The organism is Schleiferilactobacillus perolens DSM 12744 (assembly GCF_001435585.1).
Taxonomy (GTDB): Bacteria; Bacillota; Bacilli; order Lactobacillales; family Lactobacillaceae; genus Schleiferilactobacillus; species Schleiferilactobacillus perolens.
This window is the reverse complement of sequence record NZ_AZEC01000003.1, coordinates 22,800-46,989: the sequence shown is the minus strand read 5'-3', so window position 1 is coordinate 46,989 and position 24,190 is coordinate 22,800. Positions and strand designations below refer to the sequence as shown.

At 50.7% G+C, this 24,190-nt stretch carries 21 protein-coding genes, 1 tRNA gene and 1 pseudogene; 10 read left to right on the top strand and 13 right to left on the bottom strand.

Features of this window, described 5'->3' with window-relative positions; all coding sequences use genetic code 11:
- Window positions 1-34: 34 nt before the first annotated feature.
- The 3 genes and pseudogenes from FD09_RS04005 to FD09_RS03995 all read right to left on the bottom strand — a co-directional run bounded on the left by FD09_RS04005 (window position 35) and on the right by FD09_RS03995 (window position 2,579).
- Window positions 35-343: a PTS sugar transporter subunit IIB gene (locus FD09_RS04005; protein WP_057818591.1), complete on the bottom strand. Its 309-nt coding sequence runs from the start codon at window positions 341-343 to the stop codon at window positions 35-37.
- A gap of 42 nt (window positions 344-385) precedes the next feature.
- Entirely contained in the window at window positions 386-877 is a 492-nt protein-coding gene (locus tag FD09_RS04000; RefSeq protein ID WP_268873279.1) for a PTS sugar transporter subunit IIA, read from the bottom strand.
- Between the two features lie 509 nt (window positions 878-1,386).
- Window positions 1,387-2,579 (bottom strand): annotated as a pseudogene (locus tag FD09_RS03995) (MFS transporter).
- Window positions 2,580-2,755: 176 nt separating this feature from the next.
- Here FD09_RS03995 and FD09_RS03990 point away from each other — a divergent pair.
- A complete protein-coding gene (locus FD09_RS03990; RefSeq protein ID WP_057818590.1) occupies window positions 2,756-3,493 on the top strand; it encodes a hypothetical protein in 738 nt (245 codons plus the stop codon).
- Window positions 3,494-3,545: 52 nt separating this feature from the next.
- On the opposite strand, the gene FD09_RS03985 is transcribed toward FD09_RS03990, so the two are convergent.
- Both FD09_RS03985 and FD09_RS03980 read right to left on the bottom strand, forming a co-directional pair.
- On the bottom strand, window positions 3,546-4,274 hold the full coding sequence (locus tag FD09_RS03985; RefSeq protein ID WP_057818588.1) for a DUF4811 domain-containing protein: 729 nt from the start codon (window positions 4,272-4,274) through the stop codon (window positions 3,546-3,548).
- Window positions 4,271-5,776, bottom strand: coding sequence for an MDR family MFS transporter (locus tag FD09_RS03980; RefSeq protein WP_057818585.1), 1,506 nt, complete (start codon window positions 5,774-5,776; stop codon window positions 4,271-4,273). The genes FD09_RS03985 and FD09_RS03980 overlap by 4 nt, the downstream gene beginning before the upstream one ends.
- A 122-nt stretch (window positions 5,777-5,898) precedes the next feature.
- Between FD09_RS03980 and FD09_RS03975 the strand changes: the two genes are divergently transcribed.
- The 5 genes from FD09_RS03975 to FD09_RS03955 all read left to right on the top strand — a co-directional run bounded on the left by FD09_RS03975 (window position 5,899) and on the right by FD09_RS03955 (window position 8,557).
- Window positions 5,899-6,336, top strand: a complete 438-nt coding sequence (locus FD09_RS03975; RefSeq protein ID WP_057818583.1) for a MerR family transcriptional regulator — start codon at window positions 5,899-5,901, stop codon at window positions 6,334-6,336.
- Between the two features lie 40 nt (window positions 6,337-6,376).
- Complete coding sequence (locus tag FD09_RS03970) at window positions 6,377-6,898, top strand: DUF1836 domain-containing protein (RefSeq protein ID WP_057818581.1); 522 nt, start codon at window positions 6,377-6,379, stop codon at window positions 6,896-6,898.
- 53 nt (window positions 6,899-6,951) lie between these two features.
- Window positions 6,952-7,024, top strand: a tRNA-Ala gene (locus FD09_RS03965).
- A gap of 159 nt (window positions 7,025-7,183) precedes the next feature.
- The gene (locus FD09_RS03960; protein WP_162261471.1) at window positions 7,184-7,936 is read left to right on the top strand and encodes an NADPH-dependent oxidoreductase; all 753 of its coding nucleotides are present in this window, start codon (window positions 7,184-7,186) and stop codon (window positions 7,934-7,936) included.
- A 15-nt stretch (window positions 7,937-7,951) separates the two neighbouring features.
- Window positions 7,952-8,557 carry a GNAT family N-acetyltransferase gene (locus FD09_RS03955; protein WP_057818577.1) on the top strand — a complete coding sequence of 202 codons (606 nt, stop codon included), beginning with the start codon at window positions 7,952-7,954 and terminating at the stop codon, window positions 8,555-8,557.
- Here FD09_RS03955 and FD09_RS03950 read toward each other — a convergent pair.
- The 5 genes from FD09_RS03950 to FD09_RS03930 all read right to left on the bottom strand — a co-directional run bounded on the left by FD09_RS03950 (window position 8,501) and on the right by FD09_RS03930 (window position 15,199).
- Window positions 8,501-10,228, bottom strand: a complete 1,728-nt coding sequence (locus FD09_RS03950) for a DUF6792 domain-containing protein (protein WP_057818575.1) — start codon at window positions 10,226-10,228, stop codon at window positions 8,501-8,503. The two genes, FD09_RS03955 and FD09_RS03950, sit on opposite strands and share 57 nt — an antisense overlap.
- Window positions 10,228-11,232 carry an alcohol dehydrogenase catalytic domain-containing protein gene (locus FD09_RS03945; protein ID WP_057818574.1) on the bottom strand — a complete coding sequence of 335 codons (1,005 nt, stop codon included), beginning with the start codon at window positions 11,230-11,232 and terminating at the stop codon, window positions 10,228-10,230. The genes FD09_RS03950 and FD09_RS03945 overlap by 1 nt, the downstream gene beginning before the upstream one ends.
- A gap of 22 nt (window positions 11,233-11,254) precedes the next feature.
- Complete coding sequence (locus FD09_RS03940) at window positions 11,255-11,581, bottom strand: hypothetical protein (protein WP_057818572.1); 327 nt, start codon at window positions 11,579-11,581, stop codon at window positions 11,255-11,257.
- A gap of 295 nt (window positions 11,582-11,876) precedes the next feature.
- Window positions 11,877-14,492, bottom strand: a complete 2,616-nt coding sequence (locus FD09_RS03935; protein WP_057819018.1) for an ABC transporter permease — start codon at window positions 14,490-14,492, stop codon at window positions 11,877-11,879.
- A 5-nt stretch (window positions 14,493-14,497) separates the two neighbouring features.
- Window positions 14,498-15,199, bottom strand: a complete 702-nt coding sequence (locus FD09_RS03930; RefSeq protein ID WP_057818570.1) for an ABC transporter ATP-binding protein — start codon at window positions 15,197-15,199, stop codon at window positions 14,498-14,500.
- A gap of 142 nt (window positions 15,200-15,341) precedes the next feature.
- On the opposite strand from FD09_RS03930, the gene FD09_RS03925 reads away from it, so the two are divergent.
- Window positions 15,342-15,884 carry a TetR/AcrR family transcriptional regulator gene (locus tag FD09_RS03925; protein WP_057818568.1) on the top strand — a complete coding sequence of 181 codons (543 nt, stop codon included), beginning with the start codon at window positions 15,342-15,344 and terminating at the stop codon, window positions 15,882-15,884.
- 133 nt (window positions 15,885-16,017) lie between these two features.
- Here the strand turns inward: FD09_RS03925 and FD09_RS03920 are convergent, their stop codons facing one another.
- From FD09_RS03920 to FD09_RS03910, 3 genes are all read right to left on the bottom strand, one after another.
- Window positions 16,018-17,406: an MFS transporter gene (locus FD09_RS03920; protein ID WP_057818567.1), complete on the bottom strand. Its 1,389-nt coding sequence runs from the start codon at window positions 17,404-17,406 to the stop codon at window positions 16,018-16,020.
- A 145-nt stretch (window positions 17,407-17,551) separates the two neighbouring features.
- Window positions 17,552-18,994 carry a cellulase family glycosylhydrolase gene (locus tag FD09_RS03915; protein WP_057818564.1) on the bottom strand — a complete coding sequence of 481 codons (1,443 nt, stop codon included), beginning with the start codon at window positions 18,992-18,994 and terminating at the stop codon, window positions 17,552-17,554.
- Window positions 18,995-19,195: 201 nt separating this feature from the next.
- Complete coding sequence (locus tag FD09_RS03910) at window positions 19,196-20,020, bottom strand: AraC family transcriptional regulator (protein WP_057818562.1); 825 nt, start codon at window positions 20,018-20,020, stop codon at window positions 19,196-19,198.
- Between the two features lie 144 nt (window positions 20,021-20,164).
- On the opposite strand from FD09_RS03910, the gene FD09_RS03905 reads away from it, so the two are divergent.
- From FD09_RS03905 to FD09_RS03895, 3 genes are all read left to right on the top strand, one after another.
- Window positions 20,165-22,360: an alpha-galactosidase gene (locus FD09_RS03905; protein WP_057818560.1), complete on the top strand. Its 2,196-nt coding sequence runs from the start codon at window positions 20,165-20,167 to the stop codon at window positions 22,358-22,360.
- Between the two features lie 278 nt (window positions 22,361-22,638).
- Window positions 22,639-23,130, top strand: coding sequence for a zinc ribbon domain-containing protein (locus FD09_RS03900; protein ID WP_057818558.1), 492 nt, complete (start codon window positions 22,639-22,641; stop codon window positions 23,128-23,130).
- Window positions 23,131-23,279: 149 nt separating this feature from the next.
- Window positions 23,280-24,053 carry a zinc ribbon domain-containing protein gene (locus FD09_RS03895; protein WP_057818556.1) on the top strand — a complete coding sequence of 258 codons (774 nt, stop codon included), beginning with the start codon at window positions 23,280-23,282 and terminating at the stop codon, window positions 24,051-24,053.
- Window positions 24,054-24,190: the final 137 nt, after the last annotated feature.

Below are 24,190 nucleotides of genomic sequence, written 5' to 3'. Positions count from 1 at the left end.
TCCCCCTGTGGAATAAATAAATTCAGTTGAAGCCTTACTTTAAGTGCTTTTCCTTGATGACCTTTTCTACATTGTCGTAGACAGGCTTCGCCATGGAAGGCACACGATACAGAATAGGACCGGCTGGTACGATGGCCGTATCAGTTTGGAAGTCCAAATCCGTCTTGGAAATAGGGGTGAAGATGTCATACTTCTTCAACATCTCAGCATTGACATCCTTGATCATGACGGCATCAGCCTTCACATTGTAACCACGCTTCTTCATTTCACTCGTGATGGCGCTGGCGATTTGGTGGCTTGAGTTTACGCCTGCACCGCAGGCAGCTAAAATACGAACAGTCATAGTGTTCATACCTCCTATATAATTGTTAGAAATGTAAATCCATTAGTTAAATGCTGGTGCAAGAATGTCGAAAATTGTTTGGGTATCTTCGGCATTGAACAGTCTTGCCAGCTGATCCTTGTCCGCGTTGGTCAGGAAATCCATGATCTGGGCCAACACATTGGCTTGCCCTTCTGGGTCATTGTTCAAGATCATGAACAGGAAACCCACTGGAAAATGCTGATCAGGACTAATCATATTGGCAAATTCGATAGGTTGCTTTAACCGCACTGGAATAATCTTCCGGGTATTGACGAACTGTCCTTCTGTATGAGGAATGGCAATATTGGGATAATCCTTGTTGACCACACTCATATCCATACCGGTGGGATAATTCTTTTCCCGTTCTTCCAAGTTCTTGAGAAAGTCTGGCTTAACTGCGTCAGCTTTCAAAAGGCGATCGGCAACATCTTGAAAGACCTCGTCCTGTGATCGCCCATCAACGACAAACATCAGATTTTTATCAATCAATGGCGTCGTGGTTTCATCTGCCACTATGTGAACATCTCCTTCATGCACCGAACAACAGTAAAACAGTAAATTACTATTGTTTCATTTTGTTCCTTTTTGTTCTTTAAGGACCATCAATAGAATATTGCAATCGGATTCAGATGTCAATGGGATTACACAACATTTTTACTGAATTATCGAAGCTATTGGGGCAGTTAGGGTTGTCCAATTTTTAAGTTGTGCACCACGATTTGTTTGTTTCAACCATTAACGAACAAATCGTTACATTAACGCCGTGTTATTTGCAAGGAACCAACGTGAGTTGGTTGGCGGATTTCCCTTGATTCTTTCATTTAGCCTGCGTAATTTACAGAATTTCTTTCATTTAGGCGGTTTGGTTTGCGAAGTACAGTAAAACTTGTAGACAACTTAGCCAAAAAAATAAGCCCCAGAAAAAAATATTTTTCTGGGGCCGTACCAAAACTGCGCAATCGGCGGTAGTTTTCGTTAAATCCAAATTTCTATCTCAACCCATTCCTGAATTCACCGCGTACTTACTGATGGGACTGTTGGTGTTGTTGGTTAATGCGATTAAGCCAAATCACGACTACGAGTGTGATGGCAAGGTAGATTGCCCCGCCGAAGCCGGTGGCGGCTAGGCCGAAATGGTCGACAACTAGGCCGCCGGTGGCGGAGCCCAGGGCAATACCGAAATTGGCAAAAATCGAATTGAGGGACGAGGCCATGACCATGGATTGAGGATAGTCGGCTTCGGCGACGGCCAAGAAGTGCATCTGGACGGGCGAATTATGTAGGTACATGCATACGCCTAACGCCATCAGGACCAATAAGCCGGTGATTCGATTGAATAAGGCAAAGGGCAATAACAGTAAAATCACTCCTTCAATGGTAAAGACCTTAGGCATTTTCGCCAGGCCATTATGGTTGGCTAGACGGCCGCTCAATTGATTGCTGATGAGGGACATAAAGCCGTAAACGAAAAGAATGATCGTGACCGCACTCGCCGAAAAGTTTAATTGCTGGGAAAGAATTGGCCGCAGGTAAGTGTAGACCACATATACGCCAGCCAGCGTCAACATTGGCAGCAATACCCCAGCTGAATGCGCCGGTCCTTGAATAGGGCCAAGCTCCCCTGCTTATTCCCAGACTGAGATTTTTTTGCATGCTGGCGTAAATCTTTAGGTAATGACGGCAGCATCAAGATAAAGGTGAGCACGCTCACGACGGTAATTGCGACGAAGGACATCCGCCAGCCGGCTAAGGTACTGATCCAAGTCCCAATGGGCACACCAAATACAGAAGCAATACTGAAGCCGGAGAATATCCAAGAAACGAGCCAGGCTTTCTTATCCATGGGGGCAATTTCATTGGCGAAGGTCAAGGCGATGGAGATTAACGGTCCAGAGACAATCGCTGTCACCACGCGCGCGATGACCAAGACAAGATACGTAGAAGAAAAGGCCGTGAGAATATTACCGAAAATAAAAATGGCCATCAAGATCAAAATAAAGTTGTAAAACCGATGTTGCCGGACCAGCGCGTTAACAAACGGCGTGCTTACGGCATAAACGAGGGCAAAAATCGTCACCAGCAGACCCACGGTGGATACCCCCACATGGAGCTGGCTGGCAATGTCGTCTAACACCCCAACAATAATAAACTCGCTGCAGCCCAATACGAAGGCCAACAGAATTAATACATAGCTGCGAAACTTGAAAGTCGTCATTTGGTTTCCTCATCTTTTTCAACATGTTTTTCAATCGTCTGAAAAACCATAGGCCAAACACAGCCGCATGTCAACGGCGAGTTGTACCGCACGTTATCTGCCGGCTGCGTCATAATAATTGTATCCGCCTTCAATTACCGCTACACTGAAGACAACAATGGAAGGCGGTGGTGATCATGATGGTTAAAGGATGGCAAATATTTTGGCGCAAGCATCATGTCGCGTTGCTGGTATTTGTTGGTGTTACCGTGTTGTATACGGCGATTGGCATTGCCAGTATGTACGGGATGGCCAGCTCTAGTCATGTCGGGTTAGCCCAATATCAACAACGATCCGCAAACAGTGAGTTCAGTAGTCACCGAACTTTACTGCACACTTTAGGGATCGTCGGATTAATTTGGATCATCGGTCGTAAATTTCAGATCAACCTCACGCAAGGCGGGTTATCGGATCGCCTCCGCTGGCGTTTTAATCTGCAGTGGACCGCCGCATTGGCATTGTGGGGTACATTACTGAATGTCATAAATAGCATCGCAACATTTGACACGTACACCAGCATTTATGCGATTGCTGGCCCGTTACCATTGAAGTTGACAGTTCTTTTCCTTTGGTGTTTTGGCTGGTACTGGTCCTTTGGCTTAGTGGTCGTGCGGCTCGTGCAATGGTCCCCCAGCGCCCAACAAGGTTTACTGTACGTTTTCCTCGCTGGATTAATGGGCGAGATGTTGTTAATCCGTTTTGGTTCAACCGACTATCGATCATTTGCCAACCCATTGAATTGGCAGTACCTTATTCCTCAATGGCTGGCGTTGCATCCACTCTACGAAGTCCTGGTGGTCGGCATCGTGACTGCGCTTATTCTCTGGTGGACATTGGCCCGGCCTATCGCAGTGTCAGATACCGCCACTCAATGACCACAAAAAATGCGTTCCGCCATCATCTAGCGGAACGCATTTTTTGTGGTCCTTACTTACTTTGTTTCACTTCGGTAATTGCCTGCTTAATCGCAGCTTGCTGAATCTTTGCAGTCACTTGCTTCACCAATTGTGCCTGTTGCGCAGCAGTCATGGTTGGGTTCTTAGCCCGGGCCGCAGCCACTTGTGCGGTGACGGCCTGTTGCATCTGAGCCTTTTGCGCCGCTGTGGGCTTTTGCAAACTTTGCAGTTTCTTAGCTAATGCTTTGGCCTGAACCGTGGTCAACGTTTCCCAATTTTTAGGAATCGTAAAAACATTGTGCTGTTTCACAAAAATATTGTTATTCTCATTGCCAAAAAGTGTTTGATAAAAGCTGTTGGTATAACGCCAAGTGGTATGCGCAGTGGTCAGCGTCGCATTTTGACCTGTTCCAGTGCGCACCTGATTAGTGACCGCGAAGTCGGCCTTAGTGTGGGCAGCTTTGCCCTGGTCACTATTTTTGTAATTATACACCTGCCGTTTGCCGTTGGTGCCGATATTTTGATACAGCAGTAGCGGTAATTGTTTGCTGGGCGATGCTGATACGATCGTCTTTGTCTTCGTTTCAGTATGCTCAGTCATGCCGAAGTTTTGATAATCGTTCAGCGTAATCAAAGTCAGTGAGGCCAGCAGGACCAGCCCGAAGAAGGTCACTAACACGGATCGGCCCGCTGATTTTTTCATCATAATAAAGCTCAAATACAGACCGAGGACGCCGATGCCTAGAATCCATAAAATCATTGTGCGGCCGCCTCCTTCTTATCTTTATCTGGTGATGTTATTTTTTGCACATCCACATCTTTGGACTGTTGCTGCTTCTTATTTAAGAAGAAAGCCAGTAACCAGCCCACAGCGGAGAAGCCGGTGGCGATCCAGAAAGCCGCATGATAGCCGTTCAAAGTCGCGCTAAAGAAGCCGTTCTTGTAAGCCAGCGGATCACTCTTCAAGAGACTGGCCGCCGGTTTGGTACTGTTGGTGACATTGGTCAGCACAGAAACCATGATCGCCGTGGTCATGGACGTAGCCACCTGCCGGACAGTGTTGTTGACGGCCGTCCCGTGTCGAATCATTTCACCGCTCAACGCGTTCATCCCGTTGGTGGTCAAAGGCATCATGACCATGGAAACACCGAACATCCGTACCGCATAGATGACGGTGATATAAATGGATGGCGTCGTGGCCGTGATAAAGGCATAGGGGACCGTGGCAATCGCCAGCAGGAACAGCCCCAGTTGGGCCAATCGGCGCGCACCGATCCGATCAAAGACGGCACCAGTCACCGGGCTCATAATGGCGATTAATAAAGCCCCTGGCAATAACGTTAAGCCGGATTCCAGCGCTGATTTACCATGAATGATCTGCAAATACAACGGAATGACCATTTCTGCCCCCACCATGGCCATGTTGGCAATGGAACCCAAGATGGTGGACAAGGTAAAGGTCCGGTTGGCAAAGACACGAATTTGCACGAAAGGATTCTTCAGATGCAATTGACGCCGGCCAAACAATCCAATGACGATGACCCCTAACGCAATGCTGCCGAGTACGATGGGATCGCCCCAGCCTTTATTACCGACTTCAGAGAAGCCGTACAGCAAAGCGCCGAAGCCCACGGTTGATTCCAGCAACGATAAAATATCAATTGAAGGATCCGTATTCGGCAGCACATTGCGCATGAAGAAGAATGACGCAATTAAGACCAGTGCCGCCACCGGAATAATCATGCCAAACAGTGTCCGCCAACCGAAGTGATCGATGACAAAACCGGCTAAGGTCGGGCCAATCGCCGGCGCCACCCCGATGGCAATCCCTGCCAACCCCATTGCGGTGCCCCGTTTGTTCATGGGGAAAATGGACAGCATGATGTTTTGCAGCAATGGCATGGTGATGCCGACACCCAAAGCCTGAACTAATCGGGCAACCAGGAGCATCGGAAAACTGTTCGCCAAGAAGGCGATCACTGTACCCAGCTCGAAGACACTCATGGCAGATATGTAGAGCCATTTAGTGGGCACTTTCGCACTCAGATAGGCTGACACAGGGATCATGATCCCATTGACCATCAAGAAACCAGTCGTCAACCATTGCACGGTGGCTGTGGAAATATTGAAGGCCTTCATTAAGGTAGGAAAGGCCGTCGCCAGAATCGTCTGGTTTAAAACTGTGATGAACACACCCGTAATCAATGTGGCCACTAACATTGGCACATTGACCGAGCGGCCATTATTATCACGTACTTGCACGATAAAGCCACCTTTTTTCTGAAAAATGTTGTACCATTACTTTACCACATTTCGTGATATTGACAATACCTAATATCATATTCATAATAGGAAACACAGCAAGTGAAAGGCGGCGCAAGTTATTGGATAGCATCGTAAAGAAATTGAAGAGCATCGATATTTCCATGGGAATCGGAGAAACCAGCCGAATTACGGGTGCCACTGTGACCCAAATTCGCTATTGGGAAAAGAAGGGATTCATCCACCCCATCCGGCATCAAACCGGCGGGAATAAGCGGTACAGTCTCAAAACAATGACCAAAATCATCATTATTAAGAGCTTCATGGACGATGGTTACACCTTGGCCAAAGCTGGCGAAATGATTAAAGCCCATTACCAAGATGTGGACACATTCCGCACCATTGTCACCCAACGATTGGCCGGCTTAACCCACGATAACGACATCACTCGGTTAAACCTGGGTCCCATTGATAACGACGACGGCTTCAATTTGGTGATCGAAGTGCGCGGTAAGCAAGTCCACTTATTGAAGCGTCCCCAATCACATGAACCCGGCTGACCGTATGCTATAATAATGCGGTAGAAAGGGTGGCACGGGTATGTTCACAGAAGAGTTTAAGCGCTGGCTGCACCGGTTTCACCAGCACCAGCTGCCATTATTTGGCGAGTTGAGTGACATTGGTTTGTACATGGACCAAGTCGTGAGTGAAACGAATCGCTATACGAAGCTGATCACGGGTGTGGAAGTGACTAAATCCATGGTGAACAGCTATGTGAAGCAAGGCCTGGTCACCCGGCCTGAAAAAAAGCGATACGGTCAGATCCAATTGGCGCAGATTATTTTAGTTAGTCTGCTCAAAACGCTGTATTCATTGGATATTGTCCACCAATATTTATCTGCAATGTCCGCTGAACTCAGTTGGCAAGAGGCTTATGATTTATGGGTGACCGCCTTTGATGAGCGGGTGGCAGAAAAATCTGGTCAATCCCACCCCACTGCCCAGGCATCGCCAGCGGTGGCCGAATTGATCAAACTGACCACAGCTGCCCTCATTAACCAGCGGATCAGCGAAGCGCTGGTGCAGGCGATGACGGACAGCACTGAGATTTCGGATAAATAGCCGAAAAGGGTTGCAAAGAATCGGTAAATCCTGTAAGATAATTGAAGTCGAACGGGGCCTTAGCTCAGTTGGGAGAGCGCCTGCATGGCATGCAGGAGGTCGACGGTTCAAGTCCGTTAGGCTCCATAATATTTGACCGGTCATCACTGGAGTTCAGTGATGGCCGGTTTTTGTTTGGCGTGGAACAAACTTTTCTGTTAACGGGCCGTGCCCGCCCCATTGTTGCGTGGAATTGAAATGACGTTTACACTAAAAACTAATTTGTACGACGAAAGGTGGTTTCTTATGGCTCATAGTACCATTGACACGTTATTGCACCATACGTCGATTCGGCAGTTTAAAGACACGCCCATCGCGCCGGCAACACTGCATACTCTGGAAGAAGTGGCGCAGCATACGGCATCTAGTCAGTACATGCAGCAGTTTACGTTGATTTGGGTGACCGATCCCCGCATGCGGCAACAGATTGCGGATTTGACCACTCACCAATACATCGCTGGGCCTGGCGCTTTCTATGTGTTTGTTGTTGACCAAGCGCGCAATGTGCAACTGGCAGAAAATTTGCACGCGGCCACGGCTCGGCTTACAGATTGGAATGCATTCCTGGCTGGTGTGTTTGATGCCGCACTGGCAGCGCAAAACATGGTCGCTGCCGCTGAAAACGAGGGCCTGGGCACGGTTTATCTCGGCAGCATTCTGAATGATCCCCAGCAAATGATCGATTTGCTGCACCTGCCTCGCTATACTTTTCCGCTGCTAGGCTTGATGATTGGCGTACCGGATCAAGCACCCGCGGCTAAACCCCGGTTGCCCCAGGCACTAGTAGTGGGAGAAAATAGCTATCCGCAACCCCCTGACACGCCCAAGTTATGGGATACATACAACCACACCGTGCATACGTATTACGACCAGCGCAGTCTGAACGCCCGAGAAACAGACTTTGCGCGAATGGTCGTCGCTAATTCTCAGGGCGATGCGCATCATCGCGGCGCAATCGGTCGCATCTTAAAACAACAGGGATTTTCACTTCCTCAATAGAAAGCAGGTTATTTCATGTTCACTTTGACTCAATTTGACCAGCATGGTCATCACGTCACCCTCACCTTTCCAGAAGAAAGCGATGCAGGTGGTCTCTTTTCCCAGATCAAAAAGGACCGGGTCCTGCTCAGTCAGTGGATGCCCTGGACCAAAGCCACCAAGAATGTGCATCAAGAAGAACACTTCATGCAATATTCCCGCCAGCAAATCATCGACAAGAAATTATTCTTACTCGTGATCAAAGTAGATGGGATTCCGGCCGGCATGATCGACTTGCATGACTTTGACGAGATCGACCATCACGCGTCCGTGGGATACTGGTTGGGCAGTGATTTCCAAGGGTTGGGCATTATGACCCGCGCCTTGGCAGCCCTTTTCGCCACCGGCTTCAATGATCTGCATCTGTACAAGATTCAGATTCTAGCGGATGTGGCCAATGAAAAAAGCCGAGCGGTCCCTACTCGACTTCATTGCCATTTAGACGGTGTCCTGCCTGCCCATCTTTATCTTAACGACGCCTACCATGACGCCGCCATTTATTCCCTGACCCGGCCGGAATATCAATCACTCATCGAGAAAAAAGAACTTAATACCGTCGATGATGTGAAAGAAAACAGCTAATTCCAGCATATCAAACCGAATTCGCCGAAACATTTGCAAGCGGCTATCCGATAAGCGCGAGGTCAGCCAGCTGGGCAATGCGCGCCGCGACATCTGCGGTTCCGTGCTCAACCAGCCAGTGGCTTCCAGATAACGAATATAATCCCGCCGATACTTCAACCGTTTACTGGCGGGTAAATGGGTCGTTTCACTCCACTCCCGCATGTAGTTCACAATTTGCCAGCTCAGGCTTTGATTGTCCTGATCGCTGGCTGTTTTTTTGAAGAAATTTCCCAAAGTATTCGCCGCAAATTGAATTTCAGCTGGGGATAAATAATCGTCGATGTGGGTGATGAACGGATACTGATATTGCGGCCGCCGGACCGCATAGTATGTCCCCACGTACACATTGAAACGCAACCGGTAGAATAACCGAGTGAAGTCCTGGGCAAAACCTTCATTCGTCATGGCCAAGGCAGGGTCTTGCAATGTCCGGGCCAGCAGTGGTTCATCCGTGGCATTGGCGATTCCTCGGGAAGTGGCCGCAAATAACTGGTCCCACTCAGCGGGAGTGAAGCGGTCCGGGGCAATCTGTTGTACCTGGCGTAACTGAACTGGGGCCGGGTTCAACGTATAACCGGCCGTGAATGAATGGTAAATCAACTGCAAGGATTGGACCAAATGGCCCCCTAAAGAATGCCCGATACCAAAACGGCGAGTTTCGTCTGGCAATTGTGCGGCGACCTGGGTAATAAAACGCTGCGCCATGTCAATTTGGGAATCGCTGGAATCCTCTCCCAGCAAGACAGCTTGCACATTGTAGCGCCAATCCCGGTAAGCCTCGACAAAGTTACTGTCCATGGCCGCCAAAGGATGGGCTAACGCCGTGGCCAGGTGCACCGGTTCATCGTCGTGCTGAACATTCTCGGTACCCTTAAACAGGAAGTAGGCCTCAGGGGCTGCCTGGGGTGGAAATAGCACCACTGCATCAGCACTCAACCCCGTGGCCGCGGCTTCCGGAATCAGTGCCCGGGCTGAATACACCTTAACGGGAATGCCATAAATACCGCTGGTGGCCCACAACAGCCACTGCCAAAATGCCTCCGGGGTCAACTGATTATAGTTGGCCTTTTTATATTGCGCATCAATAGCCGCAAAGAGAAACGACCGTTGATGAATCAGACCGCCAGACTCAAAGGGCTGGCTTCGGGCTTGAAAATACACTGGATCGGCGGCCAGGGTACTGCTGCCAAGCAGTGCCGCTAGTGCCCGCAGTTGGGTCGGTAAAGACAACCCAATCCCCTTGGCCAACTGATTAATCACATCCAGCGGCGCACTATCGCCGTTGCGCCAATTTAATCGGGCACCGACCAGTTCGATCATTTGCCGAGGCAGCGAGCTGGCGGGCAACGCATTTTGCACAGCGGTCGCCAAGACGGCATGTTGAGCAGCAGAAAAATCTGTCGGTGGTTGTTGAAAGTAGTGGGTTAAATCCGTCAGCAACTGTTCTTTTTCTTTCTCCAGCGCCGTCAGTTTCTCCCGGGTTTGGTCGATGCTCTGCCACATCCGGTCCGCCTGCACCGGATTATCGGCCAGCGGCACACATGTGTGTAAGTCAAAAAAGGCGCGCTCGTACCGCAGGGCCAATTGGTCCATTTGGATACTCGCGGCCATCAGGGCTGCCGTACTCATTAAGCTTGCCCCACGTGGAAAGTCAATTTACCTACTGTGTGCCCCGCTTGGATCGTTTCCAAGGCTTCCGTCAATGTGGCGGTGGTCAGTTCAGGGAAAGTGCGGGTCGCCGTCGGCCGAATGGCCCCTGAGGCCAATAAGCTGCCCAGTTGACGCAGAATCTCACCCTGGGACGCCATATCATGGTGGTGATCCGTCTTAGCGGACATATATTCAAAGTCCAAACTCGCGGACTTGTTTTTCAGCGGTGCGACACTCAACGGGCCGCTGGGTTCGACAATAGTTCCCACATGACCGAAGGGTGCCACCAGAGCTGAGGCCACCGGGGCATAGGGAACGGGTTGATAAAGGATGGCGATGCCGATCGGCGCCGGCAATCCCAGCGCGGCGTATGCCTGTTGTAAATCATGATGATAATCCAGGGCATGATCGACCCCGTTGGCTGTCAACCAATCAAAATTCTTAGGAGAAGCGGTGGCCACCACCGTAAACCCACTCCAATGCGCCAGTTGGGTTAAAATCGAACCCACGCCGCCAGCGCCATTGATGACTAGCAGCACTTGTCCTTGATGCGCACCAGGTGCTGCCGTGAAAGCCATTTTTTCAAATAATAATTCCCACGCAGTCAGACCAGTTAACGGAAGACTTGCCAGGAAAGTCGACTCGAAACCACGCGGCGTCTTGGCCACAATGGCACTGTTCACTGCTTGGTAATCCGCGAAGCCGCCCTGCCGCTGACCTTCTCCAGCAAAGAAGACCTTGTCGCCCGCCGCAAAACCGGTGACATTGGCGCCGCTGCGCACCACCCGACCGACGGTATCAAAACCCATGACCTGGGTGGCACCGGCTGCAGACCGTTTAATATCCACTGGATTGATGCTGGTGCCGCTCACTTTCACTAAAATATCGTCGGCACCCACGGGGGGCATTGGAATTTCTCGTTTTTCTACATGCACTTTCTTATCGTGTAATTCAATAAAGAAACCATGATTTATTTCTGCCATATTTCAAAACCTGCTTTCTCGATCAAATAACTGCTAGCCAGTTAGGACCGAACACTGCGAACAAGACTGCTAAGGAAAGGATCAGCCAAAATGACACGGTCACCAGGGCACCCCAGAGGAGTTGGGGCCATAAAGTCGTGGCGTCTCGCCAAAGATATAGACTGGCCGCACCAGGTACGCCAGGCAGCATCAAGACAAGCAGCCCGATGAGCACTTTACCGCCAGTGGTGGCAGCAAGCGCGACGGTAGTGCTGGCAAGGTAGGGTCGGTTGATCCAAAGCAGAATGAGAGCCAGGTACCAGAGAAGCGTGAGGGTAATCAAAAGGATGCGTGGATAACGTCTCTGCAAATGTCTGCCCCCTTCTGCCATCTGCTTTCTATTTTAGCATGTTCAACCATTTCCTGACGGTGTAGAACCAGAACGAGCAGCCGGCCGCCAATGTTCCGTAATCTCCGGTTGAATTGGGCTGGAACGCTGTGACGGCGGTTTGAGCCCGCAAAGTGCGCGGTCTCAAACACGCCTAACCACATCCGCGCGCAAAAGCAGCGCGCGGTGTGGTTTCCACAGCTGAGCCCAATTCAACCTCCGATTACTACACATTGACTAACTTTGGCGAAATACCAAAACATTCAATGAGTCAACGCTAGTCATTCGACTTCAACGCCTCCACCATGTCCACCCGCTTCAGCCGTTGATGCGTCACAAACATGACGATGGCCGTAAAAGCGATCATTAATAGCGTGGCGATGATGTAACCGGTCCAACTGATGCTTAGGGGGAAGATAATCTGCGCCGTTTCGGCTTGATGGAGAATATAGGCAGTGAGCAGATTGCCGCCGGCGTAACCAAACAGAATGCCCGCACCAGTGAGAATAATATTTTCCCGGCTGATGTACATGGTCACTTCTTGATTATAGAAGCCAAGCACCTTAATGGTCGAAAGCTCCCGAATCCGTTCCGACACATTGATGTTCGTCAGATTGTAGAGAACGACGAAGGATAAGACGCCGGATAGCAGGATGAAAATCATCACCACCGGGTTCAACATTTTACCCATATTTCCCACGGTCTTTTTCTGATCAACCGTATAGCTGGTGCCCAACGCCTCACCATTTTTCAACAATTGGCGAGCCAGCGTATTGCGCTGGTTAGCAGTTTGCGGCCGCAACCGGACCAGCAGAGTATTGACCACTGCTTTTTCCGCAAAAAGCGTCTGGTATGCTGTGGCCGATAGGTAGGCATAGTTACCAATATAGTTGGTCGCAATCGCCGTGACCTTCGCCCGACCGCGATGATTATCCGTGGTCTTGACGGTGACCGTGTCGCCTACCGATACATTCAATTGTTTCGCCGCCTTATCGGTTAGGACAATCCCCTTCTGTGGCAGTGTAATGGCCGCACCGCGATTGGTGTGCAGCCCAATATAACGGTTCAACTGCTTGGGCGCAGCACTGGCATAAATGTTGACGTCGGCTTGTTTGCGGCCGTGGGCACTGATGTCCGCCACATCCGCCGTGACGGCCAGACGGCTGCGATATCGGCTGTCTTTCGTCAAGACTTGGTGGGCAGCACTGCCATTGCTGTCATCTGTCAGCCGGACCACTGCCTGATATTTGATGATGTCGCTATACTGCCGGCTGCCGCTGGCTTCAATGGAGTTTTTTAGACCAAAACCGGTTAGAATCAAGGCGGTCCCGCCAGCGATCCCAATGATGGTCATCCACATTCGAGATTTGTAGCGAAATAGATTACGGTAACTGACTTTTTGATTGAAATTGAGTCGGCGCCACAGCGGTTTGATGCGTTCCAGCAGAATTCGTTTGGCAGACTTTGGCGCCCGCAGCAGCATCAACGCCGCTGGCTTCTCCGCCAGCTGTTCCCGTACGACGATAATGGCTGCACCCACCGTGGCCAGCAGCGCGAAGCCCCCGGCCAACGCCGCAGTCCCCCATTGGAAAGCGACGGTGGGCTGCAATGGGATGTATTCATTCTTGTACAGGGCAATCACGATGCGGGGAATCGACCAATTGCCGCTCGCTGCCCCCAAAACAGTGCCGAGGACACCCGCCAACAATGCATAGTTCAAAAAGCTCAGGGCAATCTGGAATTTACCATACCCCAATGCCTTGAATGCACCAATTTGGCCCCGAGCCTCTTCGACCATTCGGGTCACCGTAGTGAAAGTGATTAGGGCCGCCACCAGGAAGAAAAACGCCGGGAAGACATTGGCAATGGCGGCGATCCGTTCCGAGCTGTCGCCATAGGCCGAAAAGCCGGCCAGATCATCTCGCGTCTGCCATGTATACGTGGTCTTGACCGACTGTTCAGCCCTTTGCCGACCGGCGGTGAGTTTCTTTTGAGCCGTCTGGAGTGCCGTTTCTTGCTGGGCAATTTGTGGCGTGGTGGTCATTTGACCGTTGCTGGCACTGGCCACCTGTTGTTTAGCGGCTGCCAACTGCTTTTGTGCCGCATCCAGTTGATTCTGTTGCTGATCAAGCGTTTTGAGGGTGGGCGCCAGCACCTCCCGGGTACGGGTCACCGCTCGGTTTTTAAACACTTTTTTGAGTTGCTTTTCCTTAGCCCGCACTAAATCGGTGTAGTGGTCCGTGAATGTGTCGGTCTTTTGTAAACTGGGGAAGCGGATATTAAGCAGCGATGCCGCTCCCAACTTCATCTGACTGGCAGGAATGTAAGCAAAATAACGGACTGCCCCGTCCCCCACATTCGCCGAACCGCGTTGGGCGTTGTCAATGTATAACGGTGAGTCAGCAAAACCCACAATTTTAAACTGCCGCCGGGCCAACTTGGCATCGGTGGGAAACGTATAAGTCTGGCCTAATTTGTAGCCAAAAGAACGCTGGGCCCGCTGATCCAGCACAATTTCATTATTGTGTCGCGGACGGTGGCCGCTGGTCAGTGTCAATTGGTTCAATTGCTGCCCCGACTGATCACCGTACAGAGCCACGACTTGACCTTTACTGCCATTGACATACTTGAACTTCACCGCTTCCGCCTGGGCACCAGCTACCTTTTTAGCCGTCGCCACATCTTTGCTCGTGAAGCCAGTCGTGGAAAGCAGCTGAATGTCTGTCAGCTTATCTTGCTTTACCGTCGTATTCAATGAATCGTTCAGCGCGGGGCCGGTGGCTTTGACACCGACAAAAATCAGTACACCTAAGAGGATAATCAAAATAATTGCAATAAAGCGGCCTAAAGAGTCGCGAATATTACGCCACATATACTTTGTCATTGGCTGCATGCGGCTCACCACTCGATCTCTTCCACCGGCAGCGGCGTTTCATTATCCACCACGGACCGAACCTGGGCGTCATTGATGCGAATGACCCGATCCGCCATTTTGGCGATCGCCGAATTGTGGGTAATCACCACCACGGTTTTGTTATCTTTCCGGCTGGCATCTTGAAGCAATGCCAGCACCTGTTTGCCAGTTTCGTAATCCAGCGCGCCAGTCGGCTCATCACATAATAATAATTTGGGATTTTTCGCCAATGCGCGGGCAATCGCCACCCGCTGCTGCTCACCGCCAGAAAGCTGAGAAGGAAAGTTGTTCAACCGCTTCGCCAGGCCAACCTCCGTTAGCACTTTTTCCGGATCCAAAGCGTCTGGCACGATGGCGGTGGCCAGTTCGACATTTTCCACCGTGGTCAAGTTAGGAATGAGATTATAGAACTGGAAAACAAAGCCCACGTCGTGCCGCCGATAAGTCGTCAGCTGCTTTTCGTTAAACTTGGCAATATCCGTGCCGTCCACGATGATTTCGCCCCCACTGGGCGAATCCATCCCACCCAGGATATTCAGCAAAGTTGATTTACCGGCACCACTAGGGCCGAGGATCACGGTCAGCTTACCTTGGTCCGCCGTGAATGACACATCATTATTGGCCATAATCGTGGTTTCGCCCATCTGGTATTTCTTCGATTCGTGTTTTACTTCAATATAAGCCATCGAAATCCTCCATTGATTGAACATGTTGTCTAATTAAAGACATTATGTAATACTCAAGAAAATGGCGCAAGCACAAAGGAATGGCTTGTGTTATGGAATGGACACTCCGGGAAAATCTGTTGATAGATTAGGAGAAAATCGCATGACAGGTGTCAAAAATAACCGCCGAGCGCAATATACTCGACAGCAATTGAAACAAGCATTGATTCGCTTACTAGAAACAAAACCGTTAGCAGCCATTACGGTCACAGAGCTGTGCCAGGAAGCGGATGTGAACCGGGGCACGTTTTACCTCCACTACGCCAGTCCAGCAGAGTTATTTGCCAGCATTGAAGAAGACTTGGTGACCCAAATTATGCCGCTGCTGCACAGTCGGGCGGCTAATTTAGATCAATGGCTGCCACCGATTCTAGACGTGATTAAGGATCAGGAAACGGCCACCCAGATTATTATTCGGAATATCCACGATAGTCCGGTGCTGCAGGCCGTGTTGGCGCCGATTCACGAGCAGACTTTGGGCCAGTATCGGGAGCGGTTTGCAGAGGCGGACCCGGTGATTCTGGAGTATTATTACGAGTTCTTCTTTAGTGGGGCAGTGCGGGTGATCACGCACTGGTTGGCGACGGGGGCGAAAGAATCATCGACGCAGATTGCGCAGGTGATTAAAAATGCGATCGTGCATTAATTACAGCACCCCTGCCGTGCCAATCCTACGCAATCTCCGGCTGAAATGGGTGGCGACGCGCAGCTAGTGCGTAGCCGCAGGCGAAGCTAGCTGTGACGGCGCTTTGAGCCTGCTGAGATAGAAAAAATAAAAACTACCTTCGTGCTTTTCTGTATTTGGTAATTAGGATGGTGAGCACGATACCTATTAGACCGAGCATGGCGATTAGGAAGAAGGATTGTTGGCTGCCTTGGGTGATGGCGGCTTTTTTGTCTGGCATAAGCCGTTCGTTGGCAGCAAGGATAGCGGCGAGGACGCTGGTGCCTATGGAGCCGGCATATTGTTGCAGCGTGTTAAAAATTGAGCTGAGATCACCTTTAAGTGGGCCGGACACGCGGGTCGAGGCATCGGACATGGTATTGCCAAAGCCAAAGTTAAAACCGAAGCGGAAGAACATGTACAGCAATGTGATGATCGTACCAGTAAGCAAACCAGTAAATCCCCATAGCAACAGGCAGCTGAGCAGGATTGCCCCATTGCTGACAAGCAGCGGCCAGCGCGGACCAATTTTGTCGTAGACACTACCCGCCACCGGCGACATGAGACCACCGAGAATGGAACCTGGCAGTAACATTAATCCGGCCGTTAAGGCACTGCTTTGTAAAACATTCTGGGTGAACTGCGGCAGCAAAAAAGACAGGCCGATGTTGGCAAATTGCAGGCAGAAGAACACAATAGCCCACATGGCGACAGCGGGATCCGCCAACACTTTGAAATTCAATAACGGTGACTCTGTTCTGCGGGCGTGATTCACCAATAGCACGACCGCCGCAATGAAGATGGTCGCCCATGCCCAAGTCGTCAACGTGTACCAACCCAAAGTGCCGGTACTTTCGACCCCTTCACTCAAACTCACCAAAGCAACTGCCAAAAACAACAGTCCGGGCCAATCAAAGCGGCGCTGCTGTGATTTAGCTGGCAGATGGATAAACTTCTGTCCAAGCCAGAAAACCACCAGGACGACGGGAATAATCATGACAAAAATGAGCCGCCAAGACCAAAGCGCCGTCAGCCAGCCCCCATACGTCGGCCCCAACGCCGGCGCCAAGGAAATAATCATACTAGCCAAGCCCATATACTGACCCAACTGCCGATGGGGAATCAACGCCATGATCAAATAGAACATCAATGGCGTCGCGATCCCTGTCGCTACTGCCTGACACAATCGACCCAACAGCAAAATCGGGAAACTCGGGGCAATGGCACAGAGTGTCGTTCCCACCAGACTCGCCGCCACTGCAAATTGAAACAGCCGCTGCGCAGCAAACCGCTGAATCAAATAGGCCGTGGTACTCATCACGATCGTGACCATCAATAAATATCCCGACGTGAGCCACTGTAACACACTCAACGATACGCCCAATTGCTTCGTCAACGTGTAGTACGTCACATTCAAAGACGTTTCAACCAATATTCCTGTAAACGAAAGCAATCCCACTGCCAATATCGCCAACTGCGTATGCCGTGCCACATTCTCATTCAAAAAAACTCACCTCACCCAAAGTATACCGCCTATCGTCAATGCCCCCCTCCCTCCTTAGTGGCCAATAAAAAAGGCCGGGAAAGCCCGACCTTTGAAGAATATTAAAACATAGCGCCAATACGGCGCATTGACACGGCACCGATAACTATTCGATCGTCAAGTGCAGCACAACCCGGTGTTCTTCCCCAGTCGTAATAAACAGCACGCCGCTGTCTCCGCCAGGGATCGGCTGCTTGTCGACCCGGGCCCCCTGCTGGGCCACCTGGCTGATATCCAGACTCTTAATATGCGGAATAAACACCCGACTGGTTCCGGGCAAGGCGTCATAGCTCAAGTCAAAAACCTTGGTGGCCGGATCGTAGTGATAGCCAAGCAGCTTACCATTAATGGCTTGCGGATACGGCCGATCCAATACCGCCGCCGTGGGACTGGTGAAGTACCCATCGTAGTAACTCCAATAGGTCTGGCTCCACTGATTTTGTTCCACGTGTAAAATATGGAATTCACTAATATCTTTGGTTTCGGGCTGATCAAAGTACGCACCCCACTCGCCCAGCACCAGCGGAACGTGCCACTTTTCTTGGACTTGCTGATGTACCCAGAGCGTGTGCCCCAGCCGCGCGGTACTGTAATTTTCAAAGTGGTTCGTGTCCACCACCAAGTCATAGGCGTGGGGCGCAAAGACGGCGTGCTTATCTGCTGAAAGATCAATGGCACTCGGAATACCGATATTGGTGAAGAAACTCGGCTCTAGGAACAATGCTTTACCGTTCAACAAATCCTGCAACCCCGCGGCCATCTTGGCGTAAAACGGGTTCAGGGTGCTGGTTTCGAAGGCCTGGACCGGCGCAGTCAATTGCTGCAAAATCTCACCATACAAAGTCGCATCATTGAGTTGCGCCAGCAATCCTTGTTTCTTCGTGTCGTCCAGCCATGTCGCCATCAACTGTTCCGGGGACAGCTGTAATTTTGCCCCCAGATAACCGATCAACGTATCCCGAACCGCGGCGGCTTGGGATCCAGGGAACGGCTCATTCATCAAATCAAAACCGATCACGTTGTCTGCTGCCAGAAAATACTTGGCCACTGCTTGCCACATGGCCAAGTAATGATCCTGCAGTCCCACACCGTCACCAGCGGGACTATTTTGCCAGAAATGATCAATTGCTCGATTCAGACCGGGACTAATGAAGTAACTATCGCTCCAAAGCTGGCCCTGCTGGTGCGGCAGGCCGTCATCAATCACGGCCCAATCTGGTGCACCATCGCCCCATTTGGCTGCATATAAGTCTTGGTGCATATCCAAAAATACATAAATCTCATGTTTCTTGGCCAACTGAATTTGCGCAGCCACTTGGCCTAAGTAATCTTCATCAATTTTTCCGGGGGTCGGTTCGACCTTGGCCCAATAAATACCAAACCGAATCAAGTTGATTCCTTGGGCAGCCAGTCGCGCATACAGCGCATCACCGCCCGGGGTAATAAAGTCGTTTTTGGCGTCCTTTTCGACTAAATTGATCCCATTAAAAAGCACTTGTTCGCCGCGTTCATTCACAAAGCGGGAACCAGATACACGCATTTTATCCATTTCGCTTGAATCTCCTTTTCTGCCAACCGAAGAAAACAAAGCAACCGTTTCCATCATTACACCCTATCAGCTCAGAAAAAGCAAGTGACGCGCTTGGAAATTTGTTATTTTTGATACCCCAAAACCGCGCCACCGCATGCATTGTAACACAGGCTGAGGCGGTTTGATGATTCTGCTGTTTGCCCCGCTTGACGTTATGGCTTAGCGGCGATAATTCCGAGGACTGGTGCCCACTGCGCGCTTGAATGCCTTCGAAAAAGTGAAGGCATCCTTGTAACCCACCCGATTGGCCACTTCGTCCACAGGATTATCCGTGATGCGCAGTAATTGTTTGGCCTCCTCCATCCGCATCTGAGTCAAATATTGTTGCGGACTCATTCCCACAAAACGACGAAACAAGGCATAAAGATAACTGCGTGAAATATGCAGTGCCGCCCCCACATCCGTGACGTTGCAACGCCGCTCATAATTTTGCCGCATGAAAGCCACCGCCTGATTCATCGTTGCCGTCGCCCCGGCTCGCTCCTGTGCGCCTTTACCTGGAAACTCTGTGAGTAACGCATAGAACATGGCATAAAGCTGGCTTTGCACCCGCAGTTCGCTGGTCAACGTGGCCGCCGCCCCACTGTGCAGATCTGCAAACAGCGTGGCAAATCGATCATGGAATTGACTATTCGCCACCTGGCGCAGCCAATACTTATCTTCTAAGCCGCTGCGCGCAAATAGTTCACCCAAGTGCATCCCGGCTAATCCGATCCATTCGTATGCCCAAGGATCTTCCCCATCGGCCTGATAGAAACAGGGCACGGATTGGGGCAGCAAAAAACAATCACCCGCACTTAGCGTGACTGCTTTACGACCAGCGCTGGCAAACCGGCCTTTGCCCGCAGTGATGTAATGGAGCACGTAACTGTCTCGGACATTATTGCCGCCAAAAGCATAATTCGGCCGCGTTTGTTCACGTCCATAGAACACAATCCGGCAGTCTAAATGTTCAATATTAACCTGCTTATACTCAGTCTCCATCAGTCTTCCTCCCAATAAAAATGTCAATATGTCTACTGCTCATTATGACATGGAAAAGAGCCACTGGGCTATGTTCTTCTTTCTGGAATATTTGTACACTTGGCAGTAAAGAAAACGATTGCAAAATCGCCGGGAGGAATTTCAATGTCTGACTTGATTACATTCGATGCGGCAGCCAAAGTATTCCATTTGCACAACCAAGAAATCAGTTATTTATTCGCCATTGAGGATGGCGGTGTGTTAAGCCACTTATATTTCGGCCAAGCCGTCGCCGCCTATCACGGCGAGCGCCGCTATCCCCGCAAGGATCGGGGCTTTGCCGGGAATTTACCGGGCACCGAACGAGAACGCGGCTTCTCTTTGGATACTCTGCCCCAAGAGATCAGCAGCCGCGGAGAGGCTGATTTCCGGACGCCGGCCTTCGTGATTCGCCAGGCTAATGGTGCGCAAGCCAGCCGCTTTGTTTATGCCCGCCACCAAATCGTGCCGGGTAAACCGGCACTGCCAGGATTACCCGCCGCGTATGTGGAATCCCCGGATGAGGCAGCGACCCTGATCGTTACCGTCGTCGATCAGCCCAGCCAGCTCTCTGCAGACCTCTATTACACCATTTATCGCGACCGGGCAGTCATTGCGCGGTCGGTCCGGTTCCATAACCCGGCCGATCAGCCGGCCGTGACCCTCGAACAGGCCGCCTCTGCCCAGCTCGATTTTCCGGCTGGTCAATATCAGGTACTCTCACTTCCCGGCGCCCATGCCAATGAACGGCACTTGCAAAAGGAAACTGTGGGCTACGGTATCAAAACTTTTGCCAGCGGCCGCGGGACGACCAGCCACCAGATGAACAACTTCATCGCCCTGACCGCCGCCGATACCGATGAATTCCATGGCGCTGCCTATGGGATCGACCTGGTTTACTCCGGCAACCATGCCCTCAGTGTGGAAAAAGATCAAATTGACCAAGTGCGGGTAGTCGCCGGGATTAACCCCGCTGGCTTCAGCTGGGAGCTGGCCAGCGGCGCGGAATTCCAGACCCCCGAAGCATTACTGGTCTATTCTGCCAATGGCCTGAACGCCATGAGCCAGACCTACCACAGCCTCATTCGTGAACGGGTCGTGCGAGGGCGTTACCGAGATCAAGAACGACCGATTCTAGTCAATAACTGGGAAGCCACTTATTTCGACTTCAATGAAGATAAATTGCGGCCGATCGTGGATACCGCCAAGAAACTGGGCATTGAAATGTTTGTGTTGGATGATGGTTGGTTCGGCCACCGGGATGACGACACCACTTCCCTGGGAGACTGGGTCGTGGATCGCCGCAAGTTCCCGCTAGGGCTGAAACACTTCGCCGATTACGTCCACCGTCAGGGACTGCAGTTCGGCCTATGGGTGGAACCAGAGATGATTTCCAAAGACTCCGATCTGTATCGGGCCCACCCCGATTATTTACTGGCAATTCCGGGACGGGAACCGTCACCCAGCCGTTCCCAATACGTCTTGGACCTCAGCCGGCAGGAAGTGCGGGCCAACATTGCCGGCCAGTTGTCCGACTTATTGGACCAGGGCTACATCGACTATATCAAGTGGGATATGAACCGGCACATTAGCGATGTGTATTCCCACGCTTTGCCGGCTGCTCGGCAGGGCGAGGTGCTGCACCGCTACACCTTGGGCCTGTATGCCTTGCTAGAAGAATTAACCACTAAGTATCCCGCTGTCCTGTGGGAAGGCTGCTCCGGTGGCGGCGGCCGGATCGATACCGGCTTTGCCTATTACATGCCGCAATCCTGGACCAGCGATAACACGGATGCCGTTTCCCGGCTGGGGATTCAATACGGCACCTCTCTGGTGTATCCGCCCAACACCTTCACTGCCCACGTATCGGTCAGCCCCAACGAACAAACCGGCCGCCACGCTTCTCTCGCGATGCGCGGCAATGTCGCTATGAGCGCCGTCTTCGGTTACGAGCTGGATCTGACCAAACTGACCAAGACGGAGCAAAAGCAAGTCGCGGCCCAAGTGGCCGAGTACAAAGCCATTCGCCCGCTGATTCAATTTGGCCAGCTTCTTCGGTTAGAAAGCGGCAATGACTACGCCTGGATGTTTGTCTCGGCGGATCAAACCGAAGCGCTGCTGTATACGTTCCACTTGTTAAACAACGGCCAGCCTGCATTCCATATTGTCAAAATGGCGGGGTTAGATCCTGCCAAGCAATATATGGACATGGCCAGCCAGCAAGTCTTTGGCGGCGACGAACTGATGCACATCGGTCTGTATCAGCCCTTGCAGCAGCAAGACTTTTCAACTCAGCAGTACCATTTCAAGGCCATTAATTAAGAGGATTGGGAAAAATGAAGCATTGGTTGACTAAAATCTTCGGCATCAGTCTATTAGCGGCCAGCACCGACTTGTTGCTGGGATGAGTAATGGGCCATCAAAATAACCGCCTACCGCGACAAGCACGTCTCAATACGAGGCGTGCTTTTCCGTCTCCCGGCTCTCACAATGTTGTTATCCGGAGCATGAAATTGAGAAGAGCTGTTGCATATCCACAATTTTGAGCATTCACCCCTGAATATGCGCTACTTTAAATACATCAATGGGAGGTCGTAATCATGGAGAATGATCAACAACATTTTATGTATTGTCCGCACTGCGGTGCCAAGATCGAAACTGGGTTAAAGTTTTGCCCAAACTGCGGGACTGCATTGGAGACTATTGCGACAACGTCAGAAAGTTCTACTCAAGAGACGACGCAACCAGTTCATTCCGAACCCGTAAAACCTGCACCGGCTGTTCCAGAATCAAATGCTTACCAGCAATTTTCTGTCGGCGCGGACACTAATGCTAACGTTAGTACTCCCGCCAATACTAAACCAGCGGGTCAACACACTATCTTACTGGTCATTGGTTGGATTAGTGCTATTGTATCCTTGCTCGTCGTTCCCATTCTTTTTGGCGTAGTCGGGCTGATTTTTGGTTACTTGGCCCGCAGCCGCGGGCGAAAGGAAGCTGGCACAATCTTAATGATTGCGAGCGTGGCCGCGGCCCTGCTTGGCACTATCATTGGTGCTATTGTCGGTGCAGGTGGCACTGGCGGCATTTGACCAATTATGAAACGCACCCCACAGTGTAAAGGCCTCCACCACCCCCAAAATAGTAGGAACTTTTTTGTGGTGGCATTGCACATTCACACTTTTTGAACATTACACTAGTCGCCGCGTTAATTTAGAGACACGATGGGGAGGTTGTAGTCATGAAGAATGACCAACACCAATTTATGTACTGTCCGTACTGCGGTAACAAGATCGAAGTCGGGTTAAAGTTTTGCCCGCACTGTGGGGCAGCACTGGCGGCAGCTAATCGCATGGCTAGCGACAATAAGAAACCGACAACAAATCAGCCTAAGAAAAACCATTACACCAGAAACATCATAGTTGGCCTCGCTCTATTGGGACTGGTTGCAATTGTTGCGGTGGCCATCAAATTATCCGTCGTTGATGGGAATGGCAGCCGGGATACTCACGTCAGGGAAACGACCACAAAAAAGCGCAAAGATAGCGAGCACGGTACTGGATATGATCAAGATGACAATGTCGTACGGGATCCAACAGCGGAAAAATATGCAACCCCAGAATTTCGCTGGCAATCATATCTATACTCTGACAAAGACTTGAAAGCACGAGTTGCACAACTTAATACGCTGGGCTACGTCTGCTATTGGAATGGTTGTGTCAGCGACAATGACGATGATAATAGCAATGGATTTAGCGTATTCTTTCCTAATGACATCTATCTCGAGCATCGTGGCTCCATGTCTGGAATGTCTAAAAACGTCTGCGTTGTTGCTCTCGGATTCACCAAGAAAGGCTGGAGCTCTATGGCTTCTGTAGAGTATTACATTGAGCCGCCGTACAAAGACTGGTATAGGAAATTGTCGGACAATGATGTGGTCTATGCACAGAAAAAATACGGTCTCCGATTTTTTGGCGTATTTCAAGAAATCTCGGGGCAAAAAGACGCCGACTAAAACTATTGACAGACAGCACTTAGCTATCCTGAACACTGATCACACGTCAGAAAGTCCTGCATTGATAAGATCATTGGAAGACTTCTTTGTGGTGCCGTTGCATATTCACAATTTTGAGCACTCACTCCTGAATATGC